Annotated in this window: 18 protein-coding genes; 9 read left to right on the plus strand and 9 right to left on the minus strand. The window is 38.2% G+C overall.

All coding sequences use genetic code 11. The annotated features are described in order from the left end of the window. Positions 1 to 62: 62 nt before the first annotated feature. The 5 genes from chvE to CZ490_RS15600 all read right to left on the minus strand — a co-directional run bounded on the left by chvE (position 63) and on the right by CZ490_RS15600 (position 6551). Complete coding sequence (gene chvE / locus CZ490_RS15580) at positions 63 to 1148, minus strand: multiple monosaccharide ABC transporter substrate-binding protein (protein WP_077619759.1); 1086 nt, start codon at positions 1146 to 1148, stop codon at positions 63 to 65. Positions 1149 to 1509: 361 nt separating this feature from the next. Then, complete coding sequence (locus tag CZ490_RS15585) at positions 1510 to 2706, minus strand: response regulator (protein ID WP_077619760.1); 1197 nt, start codon at positions 2704 to 2706, stop codon at positions 1510 to 1512. Then, positions 2696 to 4516, minus strand: a complete 1821-nt coding sequence (locus CZ490_RS15590; protein ID WP_077619761.1) for a cache domain-containing sensor histidine kinase — start codon at positions 4514 to 4516, stop codon at positions 2696 to 2698. The genes CZ490_RS15585 and CZ490_RS15590 overlap by 11 nt, the downstream gene beginning before the upstream one ends. Before the next feature lie 24 nt (positions 4517 to 4540). Continuing rightward, a complete protein-coding gene (locus tag CZ490_RS15595; protein ID WP_077619762.1) occupies positions 4541 to 5533 on the minus strand; it encodes a substrate-binding domain-containing protein in 993 nt (330 codons plus the stop codon). Between the two features lie 223 nt (positions 5534 to 5756). After that, entirely contained in the window at positions 5757 to 6551 is a 795-nt protein-coding gene (locus CZ490_RS15600) for an REP-associated tyrosine transposase (protein WP_234987248.1), read from the minus strand. 810 nt (positions 6552 to 7361) lie between these two features. On the opposite strand from CZ490_RS15600, the gene CZ490_RS15605 reads away from it, so the two are divergent. After that, positions 7362 to 7715, plus strand: a complete 354-nt coding sequence (locus CZ490_RS15605; RefSeq protein WP_077619763.1) for a helix-turn-helix domain-containing protein — start codon at positions 7362 to 7364, stop codon at positions 7713 to 7715. Between the two features lie 161 nt (positions 7716 to 7876). On the opposite strand, the gene CZ490_RS15610 is transcribed toward CZ490_RS15605, so the two are convergent. Then, complete coding sequence (locus CZ490_RS15610) at positions 7877 to 9145, minus strand: ATP-binding protein (protein ID WP_077619764.1); 1269 nt, start codon at positions 9143 to 9145, stop codon at positions 7877 to 7879. Between the two features lie 276 nt (positions 9146 to 9421). Between CZ490_RS15610 and CZ490_RS15615 the strand changes: the two genes are divergently transcribed. Both CZ490_RS15615 and CZ490_RS15620 read left to right on the plus strand, forming a co-directional pair. Continuing rightward, positions 9422 to 9904, plus strand: coding sequence for a DUF2062 domain-containing protein (locus CZ490_RS15615; protein WP_077619765.1), 483 nt, complete (start codon positions 9422 to 9424; stop codon positions 9902 to 9904). Between the two features lie 68 nt (positions 9905 to 9972). Next, the gene (locus CZ490_RS15620) at positions 9973 to 10851 is read left to right on the plus strand and encodes a M15 family metallopeptidase (RefSeq protein ID WP_077619766.1); all 879 of its coding nucleotides are present in this window, start codon (positions 9973 to 9975) and stop codon (positions 10849 to 10851) included. A gap of 44 nt (positions 10852 to 10895) precedes the next feature. Here the strand turns inward: CZ490_RS15620 and CZ490_RS15625 are convergent, their stop codons facing one another. Continuing rightward, positions 10896 to 11420, minus strand: a complete 525-nt coding sequence (locus tag CZ490_RS15625) for a type 1 glutamine amidotransferase domain-containing protein (RefSeq protein ID WP_077619767.1) — start codon at positions 11418 to 11420, stop codon at positions 10896 to 10898. A 204-nt stretch (positions 11421 to 11624) separates the two neighbouring features. Between CZ490_RS15625 and CZ490_RS15630 the strand changes: the two genes are divergently transcribed. Continuing rightward, the gene (locus CZ490_RS15630; protein WP_077619768.1) at positions 11625 to 13337 is read left to right on the plus strand and encodes a triple tyrosine motif-containing protein; all 1713 of its coding nucleotides are present in this window, start codon (positions 11625 to 11627) and stop codon (positions 13335 to 13337) included. 283 nt (positions 13338 to 13620) lie between these two features. Next, positions 13621 to 14448 (plus strand): nuclease-related domain-containing protein, encoded by an 828-nt coding sequence (locus tag CZ490_RS15635; protein ID WP_077619769.1) that lies wholly within the window; start codon positions 13621 to 13623, stop codon positions 14446 to 14448. Between the two features lie 454 nt (positions 14449 to 14902). Here the strand turns inward: CZ490_RS15635 and CZ490_RS15640 are convergent, their stop codons facing one another. Beyond that, positions 14903 to 16198, minus strand: coding sequence for an ABC transporter substrate-binding protein (locus CZ490_RS15640; RefSeq protein ID WP_077619770.1), 1296 nt, complete (start codon positions 16196 to 16198; stop codon positions 14903 to 14905). 886 nt (positions 16199 to 17084) lie between these two features. Between CZ490_RS15640 and CZ490_RS15645 the strand changes: the two genes are divergently transcribed. Beyond that, complete coding sequence (locus tag CZ490_RS15645) at positions 17085 to 20201, plus strand: rhamnogalacturonan lyase family protein (RefSeq protein WP_077619771.1); 3117 nt, start codon at positions 17085 to 17087, stop codon at positions 20199 to 20201. Between the two features lie 153 nt (positions 20202 to 20354). On the opposite strand, the gene CZ490_RS15650 is transcribed toward CZ490_RS15645, so the two are convergent. Beyond that, on the minus strand, positions 20355 to 20957 hold the full coding sequence (locus CZ490_RS15650; protein WP_142255391.1) for a DUF7686 domain-containing protein: 603 nt from the start codon (positions 20955 to 20957) through the stop codon (positions 20355 to 20357). 196 nt (positions 20958 to 21153) lie between these two features. On the opposite strand from CZ490_RS15650, the gene CZ490_RS15655 reads away from it, so the two are divergent. The 3 genes from CZ490_RS15655 (at position 21154) to CZ490_RS15665 (ending at position 23273) form a co-directional block, all read left to right on the plus strand. Next, on the plus strand, positions 21154 to 21507 hold the full coding sequence (locus CZ490_RS15655; RefSeq protein ID WP_077619773.1) for a helix-turn-helix domain-containing protein: 354 nt from the start codon (positions 21154 to 21156) through the stop codon (positions 21505 to 21507). Between the two features lie 115 nt (positions 21508 to 21622). Further along, positions 21623 to 22117, plus strand: coding sequence for a competence protein ComK (locus CZ490_RS15660; RefSeq protein WP_077619774.1), 495 nt, complete (start codon positions 21623 to 21625; stop codon positions 22115 to 22117). 76 nt (positions 22118 to 22193) lie between these two features. Then, complete coding sequence (locus CZ490_RS15665; RefSeq protein WP_077619775.1) at positions 22194 to 23273, plus strand: DnaD domain-containing protein; 1080 nt, start codon at positions 22194 to 22196, stop codon at positions 23271 to 23273. Positions 23274 to 23438: the final 165 nt, after the last annotated feature.

The following is a 23438-nucleotide window of genomic DNA, read 5'->3' on the forward strand; positions in this document are numbered from 1 at the left end:
CACCACCTCGTTATCATAACGATTTAGTGGTGACTTATTGATCACCACTAAATCAAGAATGCTTATTTTATATCGTCTTCTGTGTAGTACCCGCTATCAATCAACAATTCTTTATAATTATCAATATCAACTGAAACTGGCTCAACTAAGTATGAAGGAACAACCTTTTGACCATTGTCATATGTTTCAGTATCATTCACTTCTGCTTCTTCACCAGATTCAATCGCTTTAATCATCTTAACAACTACAGCTGCAAGATCACGTGTATCTTTGAATACCGTTTGCGTTTGTTCGCCAGCAATGATTGATTTAATTGAAGCTGACTCTGCATCCTGACCAGTCACAACTGGAAGTGGTAGATTACTAGAACCGTAGCCAACGCCTTTTAACGCTTGAATAACTCCACGGCTGATTCCGTCATAAGGAGATAGGACTGCATCTACCTTTTCACCACTTGAATATGCCTTACTTAAAATGTTTTCCATTCTTGATTTTGCCGTATTTCCATCCCAACGCATCGTAGCTCCTTGTTCAAATTTTGTTTGACCACTTTGAACAACTAGCTTTCCACTATCGATATGTGGTTGAAGAACTGACATCGCGCCATCCCAGAAGAAATAGGCATTATTGTCATCTGGTGAACCACCAAATAATTCGATATTAAACGGTCCAGCCTCTTCCTTCAGGTTTAGTGCCTCTTCAATATAAGACGCCTGCAAGACACCTACTTGGAAGTTATCGAAAGTCGCATAATAACTCACATTTGGTGTTTCCATAATCAAGCGGTCATATGCGATAACCTCAATATCTTGCTCAGCAGCTTTTGCTAGTACATTTGTTAATGCCGTACCATCAATCGATGCCACAACAAGGATTTCTGCACCTTTTACAATCATATTTTCAATCTGTTCGATTTGCTTATCCACATCATCTTCGGCATACTGCAAGTCCGTTTTGTAGCCTAGTTCCTCTAATTGCTTCACAATATTATTACCGTCATCAACCCAACGCTGTGAAGACTTCGTAGGCATTGCAATCCCAATTAATGCATCCTCCGAACCTGACCCTGATGATTTGTCATTGCCACTACAAGCGACCAATGCAAAAAATAAACCAATAACCACTACCAACAAACCTAACTTCTTCATAATTGTAACCCCTTTCATTTCTTTATTATCTGGCTGTATTTAAAGTATCATCTTCCCTATTAAGAAAGCTTTACAGAAATTTAAACGAATTTTATAAAAATTTAACATAAATAAGAAAAGCGCAAGGCGCCCGCTAATACGGAACATCCTCGAAAATGCTTAGCATTATCTTCGTACGATGATGATGCTGTCGAAGCGTTCCTTGTCCTGTGCAAGTCAAGCTTAAGACGACCCCAACCTTCCGAAGCGTTTGGCTAGACCAGAGAGCCGATGGCGCCTGGAGCTAGATATCGAAAAATACGTGAAGAAGCTTATACTTTCTTACCCATTAAAAAAGCACCTTCGCAATGAAAGTGCTTGGTTAATGCTTATATTGCATCGGCGAAACACCGACTACTTTTTTAAAGGTTGTACTAAAATAATGCTGTGTCTCAAACCCGACCTCTTCGGCAATTTCACGAATCGATAAGTGCGTGGTCTTCAATAGCTCAACCGCTTTATTAATTCGCATTTGAGTTAATAGACTCACATAAGAAATACCCAACTCTTGTTTGATCATTCTGCTTAAATAGACACTCGTAATATGTAATTCTTCCGCCACCCGCTCTAGCGAAAGAGATGAGTCCTGATAATGCTGTTCCATATAATCCAGTGCCTGCTTCACGATTGGAGACATCCGAATTTGCTTATCGATTTCCCGTTTGCATCGTTCATACACCTTATATAAGTTCACAAAATCCTCATCATGGACATCTTCAACATGACAGTAGATTTTCAGATGATAGAATTGTAGAACCGTCTCTTCTATTTCCTTGAGTTGATTCGCTTCTACTCTCTTCCATAAGCAAACATTGAGTAGCATCGATCGGTCCCAAAAGAGTGCAGCATCATCTGCCCCAATGATTTCTTTAACGAGATGCTCAATTGCAAATAAATAAAAGTCGCGATCGCTTTCTTTTTTGAACGTTTGATTGTGATGATAGTCTGGCCATTTAATGACCAGATGCTGCATTGGAGTTGTTTCTGGCAAGTGTAAAAAATGCAATTGTTCTTCTATTTCTTCATTCGATAACTGACCTTCAACCCAATCCTGAAAAAAGCGTTCCTTGAGTTGGGCATGGTTTTTAGTTAGTTGGTCGGTCGCTTGTTTTAAGTATTCTTTTTGATAGATTTCTAGTTCTAGCTTTCGTTTCAAGTCGACGATGATTTCCTCAAGCTTAGTAGGATTCACAGGCTTTAACAAATAATCTTCTACTCTTAATCGAAGAGCTTCTTGAGCATAACGGAAATCATCATACCCCGATATTACGACCATTTTACAATGAGGCAATCGCTCCTTAATTTGTTTCATGGCCTCAATGCCATTCAAGATCGGCATATTTAGATCGACTAGTAAAATATCAATCTGATGTTCGAGAGCCATTTCTACCGCTTCCTCACCATCCTCGGCTTCACCAATCACTTCCATATTAAAATTCTCCCATTCAATCGAAGAATGAATGCCATCACGAATAATGAACTCATCATCTGCAATTAATACCTTCCACTTACGCTTCATGCTTCCACTCCTCTTCCCACTCATTGTCCTCGTCTAGAATAGGTAACAGCATTTCAATTCTCGTACCCACCTTTTCTTCACTTTCGATTGTAATCCCATATTCTTCTCCAAATGCGAGTAAAATACGAGCCTGTACATTCAAGAGTCCGTAACCTTTTTTATGCTTCGTTTCACCTTGATTTTCCGTTCTTCGCACCGCATCCTTGAGAGCTAAGCGAATCTCTTGAAGCTGTAATTCTGACATTCCAGCTCCGTCATCTTGGATCACAAGTAATAACTTCTCGTCCTTTTGTTGTGCATTTACTTTAATTTGGCCGGGTCCCCGACGTTCTTTTATTCCGTGGTAAATCGCATTTTCAACAATCGGTTGTAAAATAAACTTTAAAACGTATAACGAGCGGACATGATCAACGACATGAATCTGGTATTGTAGTTTCTCTCTGTACCTCGTTTTTTGGATGAGTAGATAACTTTCGATATGCTCAATTTCCTTATCGAGTGTGATCATATCTCTCCCTTTACTTAAGCCAATCCTGAACAATTTTGCGAGCGACTCGACTACCTCTGCCACATCATTTGCCTTTTGTTTTCGTGCCATCCACTGAATCGTATCAAGTGTATTATAGAGAAAATGCGGATTGATATTCGCTTGTAGACTTCTAAATTCTGCTTCCCGCTTCTGTCTTTCATGGCGCTCTGTTAAGCGCAGTAACTCATTGATTTGCTTGAGCATTTTATTAAAGCTTCGTCCTAGCATCCCAATTTCATCGTCTCGTTTTTCAATATATCTAACTCCCAATTCTCCCCTTTCGGCTTTTCGCATGAATTTCATTAGCTGCCCAATCGGTTTGGAAATCGAATTGGATAACACATACGAAACTGGAAAACCAAATAAGAGAATGATAAACACAAAGACGACTAAATAAAACTGAATTTCTTTTATCTCAAGAATGGTTTCCTCTGTTGGAAAGACACCAATGATTGTCCACTCTGAATAGGGCGACCGTTGATAGATGAATTGCAGTTTCTGTGAATCGACTTCTTTTGAAAAAGTACCCGACCTTTTATCCTTCAACCATTCGATTGGGATGTTCTCAATTAAAGGATCGTCGGGTTGATAGATAGACCGGTTTTGATCATCAATAACAGTCAAATACCCCGTTTTCCCTAGTCGAACATCTACCAACGTTTCAGCAATCGTCCTTACTTTCAAATCAATCAGAATGACTCCGACTACCTCTTGTGTAATCGGATCAATGACAGCTCGAACAACTGACACAACTTCATCGTTTTTATAATTCACTAATGAGGAGAGACTACGGCCCTTTGGCTGGCCGATTATCTTAAAAATCCCCTTGTTTTCCACGGCTTCTTTATACCAGGACTCTTCGGTTAGATTGCTAGAAGTCGGAGCATAAAGCTCATTACTCACATATTCACCTGCCGTATTAACGACTACAATACCCGCTACTTCTGGTAATAGTGTTGTAAAATGACGAAGATAACGCTGGATTTCATATTCATCCTGGCTCGGTGCTGAATGGTCTGTATCAAGAAAATCCTGAATTCTGTCATTATACGAAATAAAGTAGGTGATGCGTTGCATGTTTGTTATGTAATGTTCAAGCGTTTCATTGACTTTACTAATGAGCTGTAACGTATTCTTATTCACATGCTCTTCCACAACTCGTCCAACGGTCCAATTGATTAACATCCCAAGGCAAATAATAGGGATGATACTGATAATTAAAAAATGAGAAATAAGTTTATATCGAATTGGTAAATTATTAATTTGAATGAGATTTTTCATAGGAACCAATCCAATCTACGAAGTTTATTGCGGATAATAGGATTGAACATTTTCTTGGGTCACAATCGTTACCCCCGTATCGACATACCGTGGTAATGGTGCATGTGTATGTTCTTGTTCATAAATACCATGTTGCAAATGGAACAGAAATTGTAGAGACCAATACCCCATCTCCCACGTACCCTGAGCGATTGATGCCGATATAACACCGTTTTTGATCATATCGAGAGTCCCTCGATCTGTATCAAAGCTGATTATTTTAAAGTCTTTTAGGTTTTTTTTGAGAATGGTTTGTCCAACACCCACTCCCCCATTCGCTTCCGTCACAAAAATTCCAGCCAAATCAGGACTTTCCTCAAACATCTCTTCAGCCATCTGTTTGGATAGTACTTGGTCGCCTCTTCCATCCTTAACCGAAACAACCTCCATATCAGGGTACTCCTTAAAAATCGTATCTTGAAAACCTTGTGTTCTCTCCTGGTGGTTTAATTGGTTTGGAAGTGTAATCACGCCAACCTTCCCTTTTTTATTCAATAACTCTGCCATCTTATGGGCAGCCTCTGCACCGGCTTTGTAATTATCCGTACCTAGAAAGGAATAGGCCTTGCTTTCTGGTGCATCCGCATCAAACATCACCACCGGAATCCCCGCTTCTACTGCTTTATCAATAGCAGGATTTAAAGCTTCTGGATCCATTGTCGAAATCGCAATTCCAGCAGGATTCTTAGCAATTACCTGTTCTAGTACCGTGATCTCCTCGTAAACATCATATTGAGTCGCACCCCGGAACTCAACGGATACATTCAAAGTTTCCGCCGCATCCTCAAATCCCTTCAACGCTCGCTTCCAGTAATCTATTCCCGACAAAAAAGTGACCATCACATACGTTTCATCCATCGACCCGGTAAGCTTACTTTCCGTCCAGGCCTGATTACTAGTAGTCTCTGTTTGATAGTTATATATATAAAGCACAAACAAACCGATCAACAACAAATACACGGCCAGTAGCTTCTTCACTTTGAAACCCCTTTCAATAATGAGCATTTTAAAGAATCAATACAAGTATATGCCCATTATAGCGTAACTCTTCCAAAAATTCTCATATATTTGTGAAGGAGGGGGAACGTCGGGGTACGTCGGGACGGTTCTTCTGTTCTCCTAATATTTGGGAGAATCGAAGGGTAGTCCTTGTTCAAAGCTGTTAACCCTCGCGAACCATGGAACCGTACGCTTTTTTCCTTCAAGCCTTAAATACAAGATTCAAAGATATTCCCATGATTCTCGCTAGTTGGCGCATTGATATACCTTTAATTGTTTTTAGCTCCCGTAGTATCTCTTTTCTTTTCTCTCTTGGTAAACTCTTTACGTGCGGTATCTCCATTGTACCTAGTGATTCCTTTATTTTTTGTCTTGCCTCTTCATCAGTTAATCTTGGAGCATTAACGATTAATTCCAAACACTGATCTTCATTGTTCATTTCATTGAATGCTTTAAACAGTTCTTGAGCAACTTTCGAATTGGGAGAAAACAACTTTAATAGAAAAGAACTATCCAGTAATCCTTGAGGATAATATGCAAGGCCATAGTAACCAAGACAACTGCTCCACTTCCAATCATCTGGCTGCATAACTACCCCTGCCTTTACAGGATTCTGATGAATATATCTAACAACCGTACGAAAATAGGCTTGATCTTCGACACATTCACTCCTGAACCGATCTTGAAATAAATGGCCTGTCGTTCTGTATTTCCAATTATAATACCCTGCGTAACTCACTCCAATCCGCTTCATTGTAATAGAAATACTTTCATCCCCTTCCTTCATTAATAAATGGACATGATTATTCATTAAGCACCATGCATAAATTGTTAATGTGAGTTTCAACTTATACTTTTTTAGAATTTCTAAAAACATTCTCCAGTCCTCTTCATCATGGAAGATTTCCTGACGGTTCGCTCCTCTCAACATCAAATGATAGACACCTGTTTTACTTTTTATTCTAGCTGCACGAGGCATTTCACCACCGCCATTCATATAGTTTTTGTTTCTTTTTTACTTGTGCTTTCAGGATTTAGTTCCTGTCTTAACGTAATTTCAAAGGTTGCTTGTCCTGCTCATGTCCTTATCAAGAGAATCTATATCGAGAGGGAGGAATAGTGAAATTTAGGGAATTAGGAGTGTTGGAAAGAACAGTATTATAAACTGAGAGGCTGATTAAAAAGAAGGAAAAAGGCGGATTTGATATTAGTGAAGTTAGTAGCTCTGTATTCATATTCAATTCATACCACAAGATTCCTTCTATGACTTTATTAATTTGTTTTAACATTGTATTCAAGAGGATAAAGGTGAAATTAGAGAGGTGAAACTTTTTTATTCTTTTGGCAAAAAATAGGAAAACAGAAGAACCGTCCCTGATTTTTTATTTTTATTTACCTATACTAGAATACAGAATTAGCACTATAACAGTACTACTCCTAAACTATATTTCCTACCGCAACTAATTCAAACAAACGATTGATTGAATCATAGATTCAGCCTCATTATTGTACTTAAGGACTAAACAAGCGTTTGTTTGAAAATGTCGTTTTTAAATTTATGATAATTAGTACAGATTACCGAACTATTCGTACATTCTATTTTACGATAAATACGAATTCCACTTTTCTTTGGTTAATTACATGTTCATTTAACCGGTAAAAACTGGACAGCTCCATTGTTTTTTATATCTAAATTGTGAACTTTTTGTCGAATACCAACTGTCAGTTGACAACAGCAATTAAATACCAACTATAGTCTGTTTACGATTTTGATCTTTTAGGTTTTACTATGCCTAGAGGTGATTTTATGCGCGAAATTGTTGGACTTAGGATACGGAAGTTACGTAAGAAAAGGAAATGGAGTCAGAAGGAACTTGCTGAAAGGGTTACGATTTCTAAAACTTACATGGGGATGATTGAACGAGCGGAAGCTGGCAATATTTCATACGATATCCTTACCAAGATAGCAACTGCACTAGATGTCACCATAGAAGAATTTGGAAGAAATACCGACCTCATCGAAGAGAATAATGCACATAGATTACTACTCGCAGAATATATGGACATGCTTCAGCAGCTAGATCCTGTCCTTCTTAAGGAACTTATCAAAGTTACACCACATTTATTAGAATCATTTAAATATATTCGGTCAATGAAATAATAAGAAGTTAAAAGTTCCAACAACACCATTTCATTGACCTTGCATCACTTGATTATTACATAATCCCACGCTACACCACTACATTCTCAAAGGTACAAACAATGAGATATAGCTAACAGCCCACTCCACTGTTTAATCCAAGGACTTATAGTAATCTATCCTCAATTTTGTAAACCTTGACCTCTGTCCCAACCTGGAATCTGAATCGTAATCTCGGTACCAATACCCTCTTCACTAGTCACCTTTATTTTCCCATTGAGTGAATGGATAATCTGCATGCTAACCATCATACCGAGTCCTGTTCCTTTTTCTTTTAAGGAGTAGTAAGGTGATCCGAGTCGCTTAAGTTGTTTTGGTGTCATGCCTATCCCTTCGTCTTTTATCGTGACTTCGATAAAGCCATCCTCACTCTGGAAACATGTAATCCAAACTGAACCGCCATTTGGCATGGATTCAACTGCGTTTTTCAAGATGTTAATAAGGGATTGATTTAGTTTTTGTGGATTTGCATGAATCCAACAGTTTTCCTGTACATCTAGTTTGATATCAACATTTTGATTAAGCGTGTACCCTTTAATGATGTTAGCGACACGCTGTAGTTGATACCCTACATCAACTTTTTCAATATTTGTAGAAGGGCTACCAAATGATAAAAAGTCATAGATGATTTGATTGGCACGATCCAATTCATCGATTGAAATTTGGATGTACTGCTTCTTACTCTTAGGCAAATCAGGTTCGTCGAGAAGTTGTAAAAAACCACGGGTAACCTGCATCGGATTTCTAATTTCATGGGCAAACACGGTTGAAAGCTGGCTAATCAGTCGTAAGCGCTCTGTATCTTGCATCTCTGAACGCAGTCGATGAATATCTCTGATCGTTTCATATAACGTAACGAGGAAAAAAGTAACCAACGCTACAAACAGTAGGTGAGTCAGTTGTACGCTAAACGTGTCTAGGTCAAATCCACGTAATACAATCGAAAACGTTATTCCAATCGCGCAATAGATAACGGAAAGTACCACTGCGATTGCAATTCTTTTCTCTTTCTTTGAAATAACAAATGATCTTTGTATGAACAAGAGAACCGGAAGGAATACAATTAAAACAAGAACAGTATTATAAAGTCCCACATTCGTGCCTAAATACAAACGGAAAAGCAATATCACAGATGTCAAAATAATCGTTGGTAATATCCCCCCATAAAGACTACCAAGGAGTAAAGGTATAATTCGCAAATCCAATTGAACGGCTTTGCCAATATCCACAGGGAAGAGCATACATAGCAGGACAGAAAGTCCCCATAGGATGCACATAACTACATTTCGATTTTTCTCGCTTTTGACCTTCTCCGTTATAAACGTAAAGTAAACAAATATAGGGATGACCAAGAGCGTCACCTGTAATAAAAAGTCTTTTACTATATTCATCCTAGATACCCTTCCGCTTTCTTATAGACTTTTTGTAATACGAAATCATATATCCTTTTAGATTATACTTTATCTTCCAACAGTAATAATAGTTCCTCACTGTAAAAATTCTATAAAATTAGAGAATTTATCTAAGCGTAACCACTATTTTCTATTACGACTTAGAAAGTTGGACAAGGGAACTGTCCCAATAGATTCAACCTATGATAAACTAGAACCACTAAAACCTTAGCGATATAGAGTGTTTTGTACGTAGCAATCGGAGGCATAGCACATATGAAGATGAGTCGAAAATTTAAATATAATCTTATGCGATTACTCAGAGTGAAGGATAGCCCACATCAAGTGGCATTAGGTTTCACATTAGGATTTATACCAAATTGGTATCCGACGTTTGGACTTGGTGTGATTCTCTCGGTCGGTCTAGCGAAGATTGTTAGAGTAAATCCAGTGGCAGCCTTTTTAGGTGGTGTTATTGGGTCACCCTTGTGGCCTGCATTATTCTTCTTAAATTATAAAGTCGGAGGCCTGCTTCTAGATAGGAGAACGAGAGTCGATGAAATAGAGGATGTTGACTATGTAGAAGCTCTCGAACAAACGATAGATGGGGTAAACAGCTTCTTTTCTAAAAGCTATACATTTCTAGCAGGCGCCTTGGTAAATACATTGCTTTTCTCAATCTTCATGTACATTATCGTTTATTTCCTGTTCAAAGCGTATCGGACGGGTTTATTACGTAGGTTGAGAGGGAAGTTGTAGATTTTTCTCTTTAACACTATAAATAACAGATGCCTAACCAAAGAACAAGGAGGCGAATATTTGCAGCGATGAAAAAATGGTTATTTCTAGCAATATTAAGTCTGAGTATTGGTGTTGTGTTCATATACTCTACCCCTCTACTACATAAAAATCGAGGAACACAGTCTGAAACAAAAGTTGTTTCAAATATGATTCTAAGAGAGCCTCCAGTAAAGAAAATACAAACCATTGATATAAATGAGGATCAGATTTACCTAGGAGACTTGCTGTTAGTTAACAATACCTTCCCCATAAAACACGGTAGCATTAAAGAAGATATCGTCCCATTATCTTCTATCGAAGGATTGGAGAAACAGTTCGGGACAAGCATTCATTCTATTTCTCTATCAAACGAGGCAGGACTCGAGTTCTTAAAAATGATGGAGGCAGCGAAAATGGATGGCCTGCTTCACTTCTCTGTAAATAGTGGATTTCGTGGTTTTGAAGAACAAGCAAATCTCTATAAAGAAATGGGAGCTGCTTACGCCCTACCACCAGGATATAGTGAACATAATCAAGGGTTAGCCATCGATGTCGGTTCAACCTTGATGAAAATGGAACATGCACCTGAAGGGAAATGGATGGCAGAACATGCGTGGGACTACGGATTTATTCTGCGGTATCCAAAAGGCAAATCGGATATTACGGGAATTGAATATGAACCTTGGCACTTCCGCTATGTCGGTCTACCCCATAGTGTGATTATGAAGGAAAATAACTTCGTCTTAGAGGAGTACATACAATACCTGAAAGACCATAAGACCGTCTCGACAACCGTTGACGGTACTGAATACTTCGTCACTTACCACCCTGTCACAGAAAAACTGGAACTGGTAGAGCCTATCTTATCTCAGTATGAGATTTCTGGGAATAATGTAGATGGGGTTATTGTGACGAGATTTAAATAATGGGACAGAGGGACAGGTCCCTTGTCCCACCGTGGCTCGTCCCACTATTTTTGTTCCAACACATTAATAAATTCCCTCATATAATCTGGTAGGTCTGGTGGACGGCGGCTTGAAACTAGGTGGCCGTCGGTCACAACAGGTTCGTCATACCAAATTGCACCTGCATTTTCCATGTCATCCTTTATTCCCGGAGTACTTGTCACTTTTTTCCCTTCCAGTATCTTTGCTGAGATCAATACCCAACCTGCATGACAGATTTGTCCGATTGGCTTTTTTGCATCGTCCATTTCTTGAAGCATCGATAATACTTCCGGAAACCTACGAATTTTATCTGGCGCCCATCCTCCTGGCACTAAAATGGCATCATAATCTTCTGCTTTTATATCACCATACGCATATTCAGATGTGGCAGGTACCCCGTATTTCCCAATATACTTCTGATTCGCTTCTTCACCAACAAAATCAACAACTGCCCCTTCTTCTCTAAGCCTCAAAACGGGGTACCATAATTCTAAATCTTCAAAGTCATGATGAATAAGACTGATAATCTTTTTTCCCTTTAATCGCATTACAAAACCATCCTTTCTATTATCGTTTCATTAATACTAACATTTCCTAGCGCGTTCTCAAACAGCTGACTATTTGAATGCACATTCATGGCTCTTTTGTAGAATTTTTGAGGCATTGGACCCATTCATCTATTTTCAACTCACCTAGTACCGAAGTATTACATAACCCTCATTCTGCATATGGTGTAGTAAGGGGGCGAGTGCGTGAAAAAGTTTACAGGGGTACTACTTCTATTTATGTGTTTTTTTATCGGAGCTTCTGTTACGGAGGGAGAGTCCAACCAGTTAATTATCATTAACAAACGGACGAATCAGCTTGCTTTCTTTGAGAATGGACAGCTGGTGAGGACGTTTAAGGTGGCCACGGGTAAATATGATAGCCAAACACCTGTGGGTACCTTTCCGATTGTGAATAAAATCAAGAATCGTCCCTATTATACGGCTAATATCCCTGGGGGCGACCCACGAAATCCGTTAGGTGATCGTTGGCTAGGCCTTGACGCGAGAGGGACTTATGGAACCACTTATGCCATTCATGGAAACAATAATCCAGCTTCAATCGGCACCTATGCAAGCAAAGGCTGTGTACGGATGTATGATGAGGAAATCCACTGGTTATTTGATCGCATCCAGCTTTATACAAACGTCGTGATTACGAACTCATCTAGCTCATTTGAAGAAATTGCTGCCTCACATGGCTACAGCCCATACAGCAAACTTCAGTCAGTCAATGTCAGCCATTCTAGTCCACAACCGGAAGACACCGCAGTAACCGTTACGGCTAAAACACCTTCCAACATCCCCTCCTCCTATCGGTTTGAGGTCTTTGATGGAGAGAAATGGGCCACTGTACAGGATTATTCTAAATCTAACAAGTTAGTATGGAAACCAAAGACTGCTGGCACCTATAACATAAGAGTCAGGGTAAAAAGTGATAAATCAGATAAGGCCTTTGATGATGAAAAAATAATTCCTTATACTATATATAAGCCGGCAAAGCTAGAAACAGTTAATGTTGAAAAAGAAAGCCCGCAACCCGTTCACACTTCAATTAACTTCAAAGCAACAACAAACATTCCAAATGACAATCTTGTAAAATTCTTAGTCCAAACTGGAGACATATGGGAAACAATTCAAGACTATTCGGAGTCATCTGAGCTTTCATGGAAGCCGACTAATCCAGGTACCTATAATATAAAGTTCCAAACAAAACACAAACTCTCGAACAACGAGTATGACGATGAATCAGAACTGAACTATGTCATCTTTCAACCAGCTACTATTTCTTCCCTTACAACCGATAAAAATGAACCTCAACCCATTCATACGCCAATCACAATAAATGCCACAACTAATAATGACTCATCTAACCTAGTAAAATTTAGCGTTTTTGATGGTGAAAGCTGGAGCACACTTCAAGACTTTTCACCTACGAAAACAGCAGTCTGGAATCCTACCGATTCAGGGGTCTATAAAATTAAGGTACAAGTAAAGCACGAGCTCTCACGTGAAGTATTTGATTCAGAAAAGGAGCTTACCTATACTGTATTTAAACCCGCTTCGATTGAAAGTATTATCTCATACGGAAGCAACCTTCTATCCGTGGACAATAAAATAGAAATAACAGCTGCAGTAAATGACCCAGAAGATCTAGAATATCAGTTTTTCATATACAAAGGAACACAACTTATCGAAAGCAAGGGCTACTCACCTGTAAACAATCTATCCTGGACTCCAACCAAACCCGGTTCATACAAAATAAGGGTAGAAAGCAAACACAAGCTCTCAAACAATGCGTACGATGATTCACAAGAAATCCCATTTTTCGTATTCCGGTCAGTCCCGCTTGATGCTGTGGTACCATCAGAAACTAAGGTGAAAGGAGATCGAACTATCTTGCTAAAGAAAAGGCTTTAGAATCAGCATCTGTTCTATTAAAAAAAGTGGGTCATTAAGCATATCCTTATGACCCACCTTTTTAGGAATATACCAAGGTCTACATTAAATATGTTATGATGTTACAAAAAGAAAACTGATAAGAATAAAAGTCTCACAAGCTATTCTATCTACTAGAAGATGAAAAAAGTGCATTTTGAATAAAAACTAAACTAGCAATTTAATCGGTAATGTTTTACCAAAACAACTCGCAAATATTAAGTCTAGTTACATATGATAAAGCTGAAAAAACAGGGAGAAAATCATGCTATTATTCTTAAATTTTTTAAAGAAAAAAAAGAATGAGGAAAAAGCTAAAGAGGCTGATGCGACCACGATAGAATCCAAAAGAGATAATAAACAGGTTGCCACTAGAAAAGGTGAAATAGGAGAATACAAAATTGATATTCAACTTGATCAACTACCGAAGGATTATCGGTATTTAAGTGATCTCCTCGTAAAGAACCCGAAAGCCAAGTCAGGCTATTCACAAATCGACCATGTGGTATTAACTCCATACGGCATTTTTGTCATTGAAACTAAAAATTACCAAGGAACCATCTACGGCGGGAACGATCAAAAAACATGGTTAGTTAATGGGAAGTTTAAAATGATGAACCCTTTTGTGCAAAACTACGGACATATTAAAGCATTAACAGCATTACTTGATAAAAAGTACCATGACTTATTTATCTCAATGGTATCTTTTACAAAACGCTGCACATTCAAAGTAGATTTGGATTACCGTAAAATAGCATCCAATGAAATTATAGTATATGATATCGAGTTGTCAGAGTTTATCTTTCGGAAGGTCTCGGTATTGAGGATTCAACACAAAGAACCTCTCCTAACTAATGTTGATATCACAACTATTTACAATTCTTTTTCAAACGCAAATATTACAGATTCATCAGTGAGAGAGTATCATAGACGTGCATTAAACACGAATTCATCAAAAGAAAACGCTAATCTCAGCTCAATATGTTCAATTTGCAATAAACCTGTTTCAGATAAAGTTAAGGCGTATTGTTTAACCAATAAGAAATTCAAAGGAAAAATCTATTGTTATGATCATCAAAATATTAAGAGATAATATTGAAAGAAGTAGATAGAACATGTCATTTTGCAAAACGGATGTCACGTCTATTTGATGCAAATTTGATTTTTTCCATGTTCCAAATATCTAATTGTGAAGGAGTACTCGTAATAATAGAAAGGTAACCATTTCCGTTTTATTAAAATACCTTCTTTGCATAAAGTCTAATCGATGAATCCTTGTAATCTTGAATTTAGACAAGTGCGGATCTTCACGTTACGAAATGGAAAGTTCCATACTTATATTTACATGTATATTTATATCTCAGTGACGTTACCAGTTATAAATTTCAAGGTCAAAGTAATAGATGTTGTAGTACAGTTACTTTGGAATAATTGTATGCTCCCAGATGACAATATATAGGCGAAATGCATGGATATAATGCGAGTGTCTCTAAATTTATAGAAAAGGTATAAAATCGCGTTCCGAATTTATACCTTCCCCAAACATATTATCTGTCTCTTCCGAGTGCCTCGTTAGCTTGTTGTCTAAATTTCTTTGCACCTTCTTCTGGTGTTATTGCTTTAAATAAGATTTCTTCTGAAATACTTTTTAATGCCTTTATTACCTCTGCAGAACCAGCAGGTTTTGGTGGTTCTGACGGCCCCGCAAATCCCTTCGCTTTTTCGACAAAATCAAACACTCTACGTTCAGTTTCTGATAGAACATCTTTCATACCTTCTACTACTTCAGAAGATAAAGGAACCCCTCGTTCACCTTTAATGATCTTATTTGCCTCTTTATTGTTTGTATAAAAATCAATGAACTTAGCTGCTAGTTCTTTATGTTCTGAGTTTTTACTTATTGACCAAAATGCACCCGTATTTAAGAAAATGGATTCAGAACCATGAGGGGGGAGGTTAAGTGATAATGGATTCTCTGTTAGTTGTGAGAAACCGATATACTGGTTAGACCAGTTCCATGTTACGGATGCATCACCTTTAACAATAAATTCATCTTCCATTCCCTTTAGTTGACTTTGAACATCAGGAGTAGGAAATGCTCCAGCTTCAACTAATCGTAATTGCATGCTAAAGTAATCTACAAAAAGTTGATCATCTTCATACCCTAGAGCTTTCCCATCCTCCCTATAAAAAAGTTCACCTTTAGTTCGTAAATAGTATGGAAAAAATACGTCTGGTGGGTACATTCCATTCGTTGCGTATTTACCAGTCTTTTCATGAACTTGTATAGCAAATTCTTCAAAGTCATCCCATGTCCAGTTAACATCATCAATTTTAACCCCAGCCTCATCTATCAGATTATCATTAGAAACTACAGACATTACTGTAGCCCCAAATGAAAAGCCATAGAGTTTATCATCAATTTTGCCACTCACTAGGAAATCCTTATTAATAGAGCTTGTATCGATTGTTCCATCATCTATAAACGGGGTTAGGTCAGCTAGTTGACCATTTTCTCCATATTGAGAAATATATGCACCATCCATTTGAATGATATCTGGCAAGGAATTACCAGCTGCCATAGGGGCTAGTTTTTTCCAGTAATCATCCCAACTAGCATATTCAGGTTCTATTTTCACACCGGGATTTTCCTTTTCAAACATCTTAATCAGTTCCAGGGTATAATCATGGCGCGGTTGTCCTCCCCACCAGGTCATTCTGAGAGTGATTTCCTCAGTGTCATCTTTCCCTGTTTTGGAAGACTCTTCCACAGTTCCGCTACTACATGCAGCCATTGAAATAAATACTAATAATGAGACAATTGCTAACAGCCATTTCTTCAAAAGTATCCCCTCCTAAAGGTATTTCGTTATATTTACACTCCTATTCTATTCTTCAGTTTTCTGATAACCGTTCAAATATTCAGACAAATATGTTTAAATTTCAGTGTAAAAATTATCTAGAATCACAACGATACTGCCCTTGTTCTTGCAAACCTTTGATTGTCTTTCCTCAAAAATCCTTCCCCATTTTTTCTAGCAAACATAGTCTTAACAAACCGAAGAGATGCTTGTAAATTACAAACATCTCCAGAACCAGCCTACTCTATATCTCCGTAGCATCATACATACCCATACTATTCTTTAACTCTTCCTAAAAGCAGTATGTTAAATTATAGAATGTCAGTCTCATAATATAGGAGTAGAGACCTATATATCCCCACATTTCATTGGTGTTCTAATACATTGAACAAAAGAGGATTCACTATAATACCCAGTGGTCCTATCAACTCGTCTGGAATATACTAGGAAAACACACGAACCGTCCCCAAGTTTTCCCTCGCTTTCCCAAATTTGTCTAATCCACGCAAGGAAGTGGAAAATATTTTATAGTTCCGACTTTCGAACTAGGCTATAGGATAAAAAAACTGGTTCAAAAAAGTGCAATAGACATGCTATTCTTGCTGATGCTAGTCTAACAATAGAATAGTTGATTTCCTTAACTTTCCGGAAATGAAAACTATCAGAAATCACTACGTCTTAAATGGAGGTGAAATTACAATAGCAAGGGTTTGTTTGCACTTGGCCATTCAGTATTTTGTTAGCGCATACATTTTAGACTATCAGGCTAAGATTATCAGACTTAGGAAAAGTTATAGCTTTTTCCAGGGAGATCTTCAGCATGTTATACATCATTCCTTGGCATAAAAAAAAGGAGTGAACATGAAAAGTGAGAAGAAGTAAAAAAACTAGGAAAACTCTTTCGGTATTTTTCGTATTAATTCTTTTATTATCAACGGTAACACCTGCATTTGGAGAAGAAGTAGATGGCTTTGAAAGGATTCATTACAGCGATTTTAACGACCTGTGGGGCTTCACTACATTTGCTGCTACCCTTTCGACTAATACAGATGATATTGGAGGGAACACAACTCCAAAGTTACAATTTGGAATCGTTGACCAAAGTGGTGGACGTGTAGCAACAAAGGAATTTAATTCTCCTGTAAAGGGTTCCCACGCTCTTTTTGAATTTGACTGGTACCCAGGAAAGGTAAATGATAAAGGCGCTCACATTAATGAAAACGGTGGCGAAATAAGATTCGAAGATAATACAGGAAATACAGTCTTTACATTGAATAATACGAACAATGCTGCACTAACTTATTTTGCAGGTAAACAAGCTCCTGCTAACACAGATATTACTGTTCCGGAAGCATGGTATCATGTAAAGGTTAACTTTAATCTTCTTAACAACGTAGTAGAGTTAAGTCTTGAAAGCCAAGATGGTAAGACTGAAGAATATACCTCTAGTTTAGAAGGTGTAGATTTTGATGGTTCGATTAAAGCAGTTAAATTAGCCGGTGTTCGAACAGCAGGTAATAACCTCACCTGGACAACCTATCTTGATAATTTCGAAGTCTATCATGTACCTGTTTCAGACAATACACTGATTCGAGTGGATAAACTCCCTTATCATCGTGTATACGTGGGTGAAACAACTGAAGAAATCGAATCAATTGGTTTGCCTAAAGAAGTGACAGTAACCCTTGCTGATAACAGCAAAATAGATATGCCTGTAAGAAAGTGGGAGACTGTAGGACAAGACTGGAATTCTAACGAGCCTGGTGTATATGAGTTTAAGGGGATTTTAGCTGAGAATGAGAAAGTCAATAATTCATTTAACAGAGAAGTTACGCAATATGTCTATAATCGTCTTAAGCCTGTTGATCGCCCACAGCAAGTGGAATGGCTTGATCGAGGAGTAATTGCTCTTCAATCAGAGGACGGCATATTTATCAGCTGGCGTTTACTTGCAGATGAATATGATAAAGATGTGACATTCAATGTATACCGTAATGGTGAAAAACTAAATACTAAACCATTATTTGTTACGAACTTTGTTGATTCACAAGGTACTCCTGAAGACAACTATACGGTAGAAACGCTTGTGAATGGTAAGTCCATTGAAACAAACGATAAAAGTGTAGCTGAAAAAGAGTATCTCTCGATTCCGTTGCAAAAGCCTGCTGATGGTACAACTGCGACCGGAGACTACACCTACTCTGCTAATGATGCAAGCGTAGGAGATTTAGACGGTGATGGTGAATATGAAATAATAATCCTATGGCAGCCTTCTAACTCTATGTTTGCCTTAGAAGATGTTATCACAGGCCCAACGATTTTTGATGCATACAAATTAGATGGAACGCTCTTATGGCGAATGGATATGGGTCCTAACCTAACATCTGGTCCTCAATATCACCAATTTGTTGTTGGGGATATGGATGGGAATGGAAAATCGGAGTTTCTGATTAAAACAGCCGATGGAACAACTGTTTATGGTGCAACAAATGGGGTTTACGATCCTAATAAAGTCATTAGCTTAATTGGTGACCCTGAAGCTGATTGGGTAAATGATGGTGGTCACGTTATAGGAGGACCTGAATTAATATCTGTATTCAATGGTGAAACAGGAGAAGTGATTGATACGATTGATTTTGCATTCCCTGTGGAAAAAGTACCTGGTGACGGAGGGGTATCATGGGGCGATGATTTCTATAACCGTTCGGACCGTTTCCTTTCTGGATTAGCATATATAAACGGAATTACTCCAAGTGCGATCTATGGTAGAGGTTACTATGAAAGAACAGGCTTTGCTGCTTATAGTTTAGTAGATGGTAAGCTTATTGAAGAATGGACGTTTGATTCAGATGAGGCAGGCAGAGGTGCTTCATTAGGTAACCATAACCTTGCAACTGGTGATTTGGATAACGATGGCTTCGATGAAATCGTAGCTGGTTCCTTGACTCTTGATCATGATGGTACAATTCTTTATGCCATGGATGGAGAAATGGGACGTGTTCAAGGGTCTCACGGTGATGCCTTACATGTCGGAGCATTTGACCCTGATCGTGAAGGTTTACATGTCTTTGGTGTACATGAAGATTCAGATGTTGCTTCACTAGAGTATCATGATGGAGCAACCGGAGAAACACTTCAAGCATTTTATGCCTATAAGGATGCAGGACGTGGGGTAGCTGCGAACATCACATCAAAACCAGGTTATGAATTCTGGGGAACTGGTGGAGGAACTGTCGAAACAGGTGGCGGTGTCTATAATGTACAAGGGCATGTTGAAGCAAATAGCTTTAGAGATATTGGATTGCCAGTTAATTTCGTAACGTACTGGGATGGAGATTTATTACATGAATTACTAGATGGTACAACAATCACTAAATATGATGAAACAACTGGTACAGCAAATGTGATTAAGGCATTTGAAGGCGTTGTAAGTAATAATGGAACAAAAGCGAACCCGACCTTACAAGCAGATATTCTAGGTGATTGGCGTGAAGAAATCATTTACCGAACACCTGACAGCTCAGAGTTACGAATTTTTAGCACAACAATTCCAACTGATTATAGACTATATACATTAATGCATGATTCAGTGTATAGAATGGCGATTGCATGGCAAAACACAACCTACAATCAGCCTCCACATATTGGCTTCTATCTTGGCGAGGATATTAGGGAAACTGTTCTTGCTGGGGAGCTAGATGGTGATAAAGTTCAATACCCAACACTGAATGTGGAATTTATGAGAGATACTGTAAACAATGAAATAAGTGGTTCACTAAAAGCAGTATTATCAAATAAATTAAAGCAGGCTCAGAAGCATTTAGACAAAGGAAAAGTTAAACAAGCAACCAAGCAAATGGAAGACTTTATCGACCATTTGAATAAAAAGCAATCTCAAACGCAGGTTGATTTGAAGTTAAAAACGAAGCTGAATTCTTATGCACATAAATTAATTGAGCAATGGAATGAAAGTGCGTCAAATTAGGTAAAGATTTCTAACTGAAATACTGGAGAAAAGGCTGACCTTATGTCAGTCTTTTCTTATTATAGATATCTCAAATATCCCAACTTGATTACTACGTCTAACCTAAGTAAGGAAAGCAATAATTATCGAAAGACAAACGCCTCTAAAACCAGCCTACTCTACATCATCTGTTTCATCAAATATCTCAATCTTTATCTGAAAACCTTCATACGACATAAGCATCTTGCCAAGTTGGTCCCACGTGAATGGCTTCCCGTCAATAATAACAAGCGGAATCCTATCAGAAGCTTTATCACATTCTAAAAGCCCTATAATTTGATTAGTAGCAAGTGTATTGTACCTCTGGCCACTAGGGAAAACTCCTTCTTTCACGTATTGTTTTCTCGTGCCCCTACGAGCCTTTGCGATCAATTTGTTAAGTAGTTCTTGCTGGTCGCAATTTAACTCACCATGGACAGCAAATCTATAACCATACTCTTTGTTTTCATTCGCTTCTAAAAAGATTCCCATTGGGCCTAACCGCTTCTCCACATAAAAAGTACGGCTAGTTCCCTCATAATCTTTCAAAGAAAAACTATCAATCATCAGCTCTACATCTACACCTAACTCCTGTGCCATGAGTTCATTATAACAATCAGAACACAAGTGCAAACTATTGTCTTTAGAAATGCTTAGCACATGCCTCGTTTTATTAGACTCACAATGCTCACACCTACTCATACAATCACCCACATCATTTTTCTTCAATTCTATCATAAATGGTTAATACATAAGGACGGATTTCATGTTCTACTAAAAAGGAGGAGAACAGCGGAACCGTCCCCCTGTTTTCCCCTGTTTCAAAATTATTTTCCAGAATTCAAACTATCAGTTTGAATTACAAAAGACTCAAACAACCAGCGTGTTTCAATATTATTATTTCTAGGATTTACTAATTCTAGAGGTGATTTTTATGATAGATAACTCGGTTGTTGGTCAATACATTCGAAGGTTTCGTAAAAGGAAAGGGCTCAGTCAAGTAGAGCTAGCAAAATCACTAGACATAACCTCAAAATATTTAAGCGAAATTGAGCGAGGCATAAAACAACCTTCACTACGTCTGTTGGAGAGAATTTCGGTGGAACTTAACTTAAATCCTGGAGAACTCTATGGGGATTATCAGAAAATTAGCTTATTCAAACAACCTGATTTAATGATTAAGCTTGATGAAATCTATCAAGACGTCCCAAAGGAATTCCATGAAGACATTTTAATCATGAATAGAAAAATGGTAAAACTTATTAATTCCGAATCCAAAAAGAATTAATATATACAACTTCTATCAGGTCTTCCTCCATTATTGATTCACTTCTAAACTAACCAATTGTTTATCGATTGATGAAAATCCCCGCATTACCACCACATAAAAAGGAGCGAACCACATGAAAGACATTCATCTTATCTATGAAGTAAACCCCAGAACCCAAGCCATTCTCGCCACAAGGGAAATTGAGTATTCTTCGATTGTCATCGAGGAGCATCGAACTCTTTACGTCAGGCAAACACCACTCCAAATTATAAAAGCTGCCTGTCTCGTAGGCGGGGCTACCTATGATGGCAGACGCAAGGCCGTCACCCATTTAACTGGTGCAATCCAAAAGGTACCTATCCCTATTAACCCTCGGAGACATATCTTCGCATTTCCCACTCATTCACCAACTGCGTTTGAGTGCAACTGGATATTCTACCACCATATCAAAACTATCATACCTTCCCAACAAAGAAACCATACAACCAAATCCATTATTACATTCAAAAATAACCTAGAACTACCCATGAACGAATCTCATTATCTGTTAGAAAAACAATATACGCGCACCACTATGTGCATCTTACAATATGCACAACAAGAAAACTGCAAGCGCATACACTACTAGGAATGTAAATACAGTGGGACGTTGATCTCCCTCCTTCCCAATCCCCACAAATTAAATTAAAAAGGATGAAGACATAATGAATGCAAATATTCTACTGAATGATAGGCCGTTACTTATTCCCCCTACTCTTGCCGTTTTGCTTGGTACAAATGAAAGTATTATCCTTCAACAAATCCACTATTGGCTCAAACGCAGCAAACAATTCAAACTTGGTCGAAAATGGGTATATCTCACCTATGATCAGTTGGCGGAACAAATCCCGTTCATCTCAAAAAGCACAATTCGAAGAACCATTTTAAAACTAGAAAAACAAGGCTACCTATTACCACAAAACTTCAACAAACTGAAAATAGACAAAACGAAGTGGTATTCCATTCATTATGAAAATCTAGAAGAACTAATAAAAGAGCGAATTGATGAAAATCAAACAATTGGTACGAAAGACCTTTTCCCGTCTGATATAGTTGAAGAAATGGTGTGCTCAGAACAGGCAGACGATATAGCCAATGTGGACAGTCCAGCTGTTCAAATTGAACAGTCGAGCGATTCAACTTGGCATGTGGAGGAACTCAATTTGAACACACCAATACCAGAGACTACTACAGAGATTACTCCAAAGACTACATCAGAGACTTCTTCTTCAAAAGAAACTAGAAAGGACGAAGTAAAAGAAGACCCATTTCGTTTCTTCGAGCAAAATGGCTTTGGCACAATCGGTAGCTTTCTAGAAGATAAAATTAAGACGTGGTGCAATGATGTATCAGACGAACTCGTCATCGAGGCTATGAAACTAGCTGTAGAAAACTCGTCAAAACGCTGGAATTACGTAGAAGCAGTCCTACGTGATTGGGTGGATAAAGGGTATCAAACTTCGGATGAAGTATATACTGCACGCCTTGCATATAAGCAAAAAGCGAACCACCATCCAAGAAAAAAGCCAATCCGACAGGAACTCCTACCTGACTGGATTTACACACAAGACAAAGACGATGAGCCTAATCAAACTCCTAGCTCAAAGGAGAAAAAACGGTTAATTGATGAGAGATTGAAAAAGTACAGGGAAGGAAGCTCCACCGAGGTAGAACCCGTACACAATTTTAGTTTTGAAGAGAAAAAACGACTCTTTGAGGAGCGGTTGAAGAAAAGTAAGGTATAAAGTTAATAAACAAAATTGGAGATCTACCTTTAATTGTAAAACTTTATCATAGAGGGGACAGGCCAACAAGAAGTATTACCTAAAATAAAATTTTAGAGTCTCCCCCCTCACTCCTTATTTCCACTGTTCAATTAGGTTGTTTTCTATGGAATCGACATGAGGACA

The organism is Litchfieldia sinesaloumensis (assembly GCF_900156865.1).
Lineage (GTDB): Bacteria > Bacillota > Bacilli > Bacillales > Bacillaceae_L > Ferdinandcohnia > Ferdinandcohnia sinesaloumensis.

What these genes read in the sequence shown, in the direction of transcription:
- chvE (WP_077619759.1), bottom strand. Translation starts at nt 1,148, where the DNA reads ATGAAGAAGTTAGGTTTGTTGGTAGTGGTTATTGGTTTATTTTTTGCA.
- CZ490_RS15585 (WP_077619760.1), bottom strand. Translation starts at nt 2,706, where the DNA reads ATGAAGCGTAAGTGGAAGGTATTAATTGCAGATGATGAGTTCATTATT.
- CZ490_RS15590 (WP_077619761.1), bottom strand. Translation starts at nt 4,516, where the DNA reads ATGAAAAATCTCATTCAAATTAATAATTTACCAATTCGATATAAACTT.
- CZ490_RS15600 (WP_234987248.1), bottom strand. Translation starts at nt 6,551, where the DNA reads ATGAATGGCGGTGGTGAAATGCCTCGTGCAGCTAGAATAAAAAGTAAA.
- CZ490_RS15605 (WP_077619763.1), top strand. Translation starts at nt 7,362, where the DNA reads ATGCGCGAAATTGTTGGACTTAGGATACGGAAGTTACGTAAGAAAAGG.
- CZ490_RS15610 (WP_077619764.1), bottom strand. Translation starts at nt 9,145, where the DNA reads ATGAATATAGTAAAAGACTTTTTATTACAGGTGACGCTCTTGGTCATC.
- CZ490_RS15615 (WP_077619765.1), top strand. Translation starts at nt 9,422, where the DNA reads ATGAAGATGAGTCGAAAATTTAAATATAATCTTATGCGATTACTCAGA.
- CZ490_RS15620 (WP_077619766.1), top strand. Translation starts at nt 9,973, where the DNA reads ATGAAAAAATGGTTATTTCTAGCAATATTAAGTCTGAGTATTGGTGTT.
- CZ490_RS15625 (WP_077619767.1), bottom strand. Translation starts at nt 11,420, where the DNA reads ATGCGATTAAAGGGAAAAAAGATTATCAGTCTTATTCATCATGACTTT.
- CZ490_RS15635 (WP_077619769.1), top strand. Translation starts at nt 13,621, where the DNA reads ATGCTATTATTCTTAAATTTTTTAAAGAAAAAAAAGAATGAGGAAAAA.
- CZ490_RS15650 (WP_142255391.1), bottom strand. Translation starts at nt 20,957, where the DNA reads ATGATAGAATTGAAGAAAAATGATGTGGGTGATTGTATGAGTAGGTGT.
- CZ490_RS15655 (WP_077619773.1), top strand. Translation starts at nt 21,154, where the DNA reads ATGATAGATAACTCGGTTGTTGGTCAATACATTCGAAGGTTTCGTAAA.
- CZ490_RS15660 (WP_077619774.1), top strand. Translation starts at nt 21,623, where the DNA reads ATGAAAGACATTCATCTTATCTATGAAGTAAACCCCAGAACCCAAGCC.
- CZ490_RS15665 (WP_077619775.1), top strand. Translation starts at nt 22,194, where the DNA reads ATGAATGCAAATATTCTACTGAATGATAGGCCGTTACTTATTCCCCCT.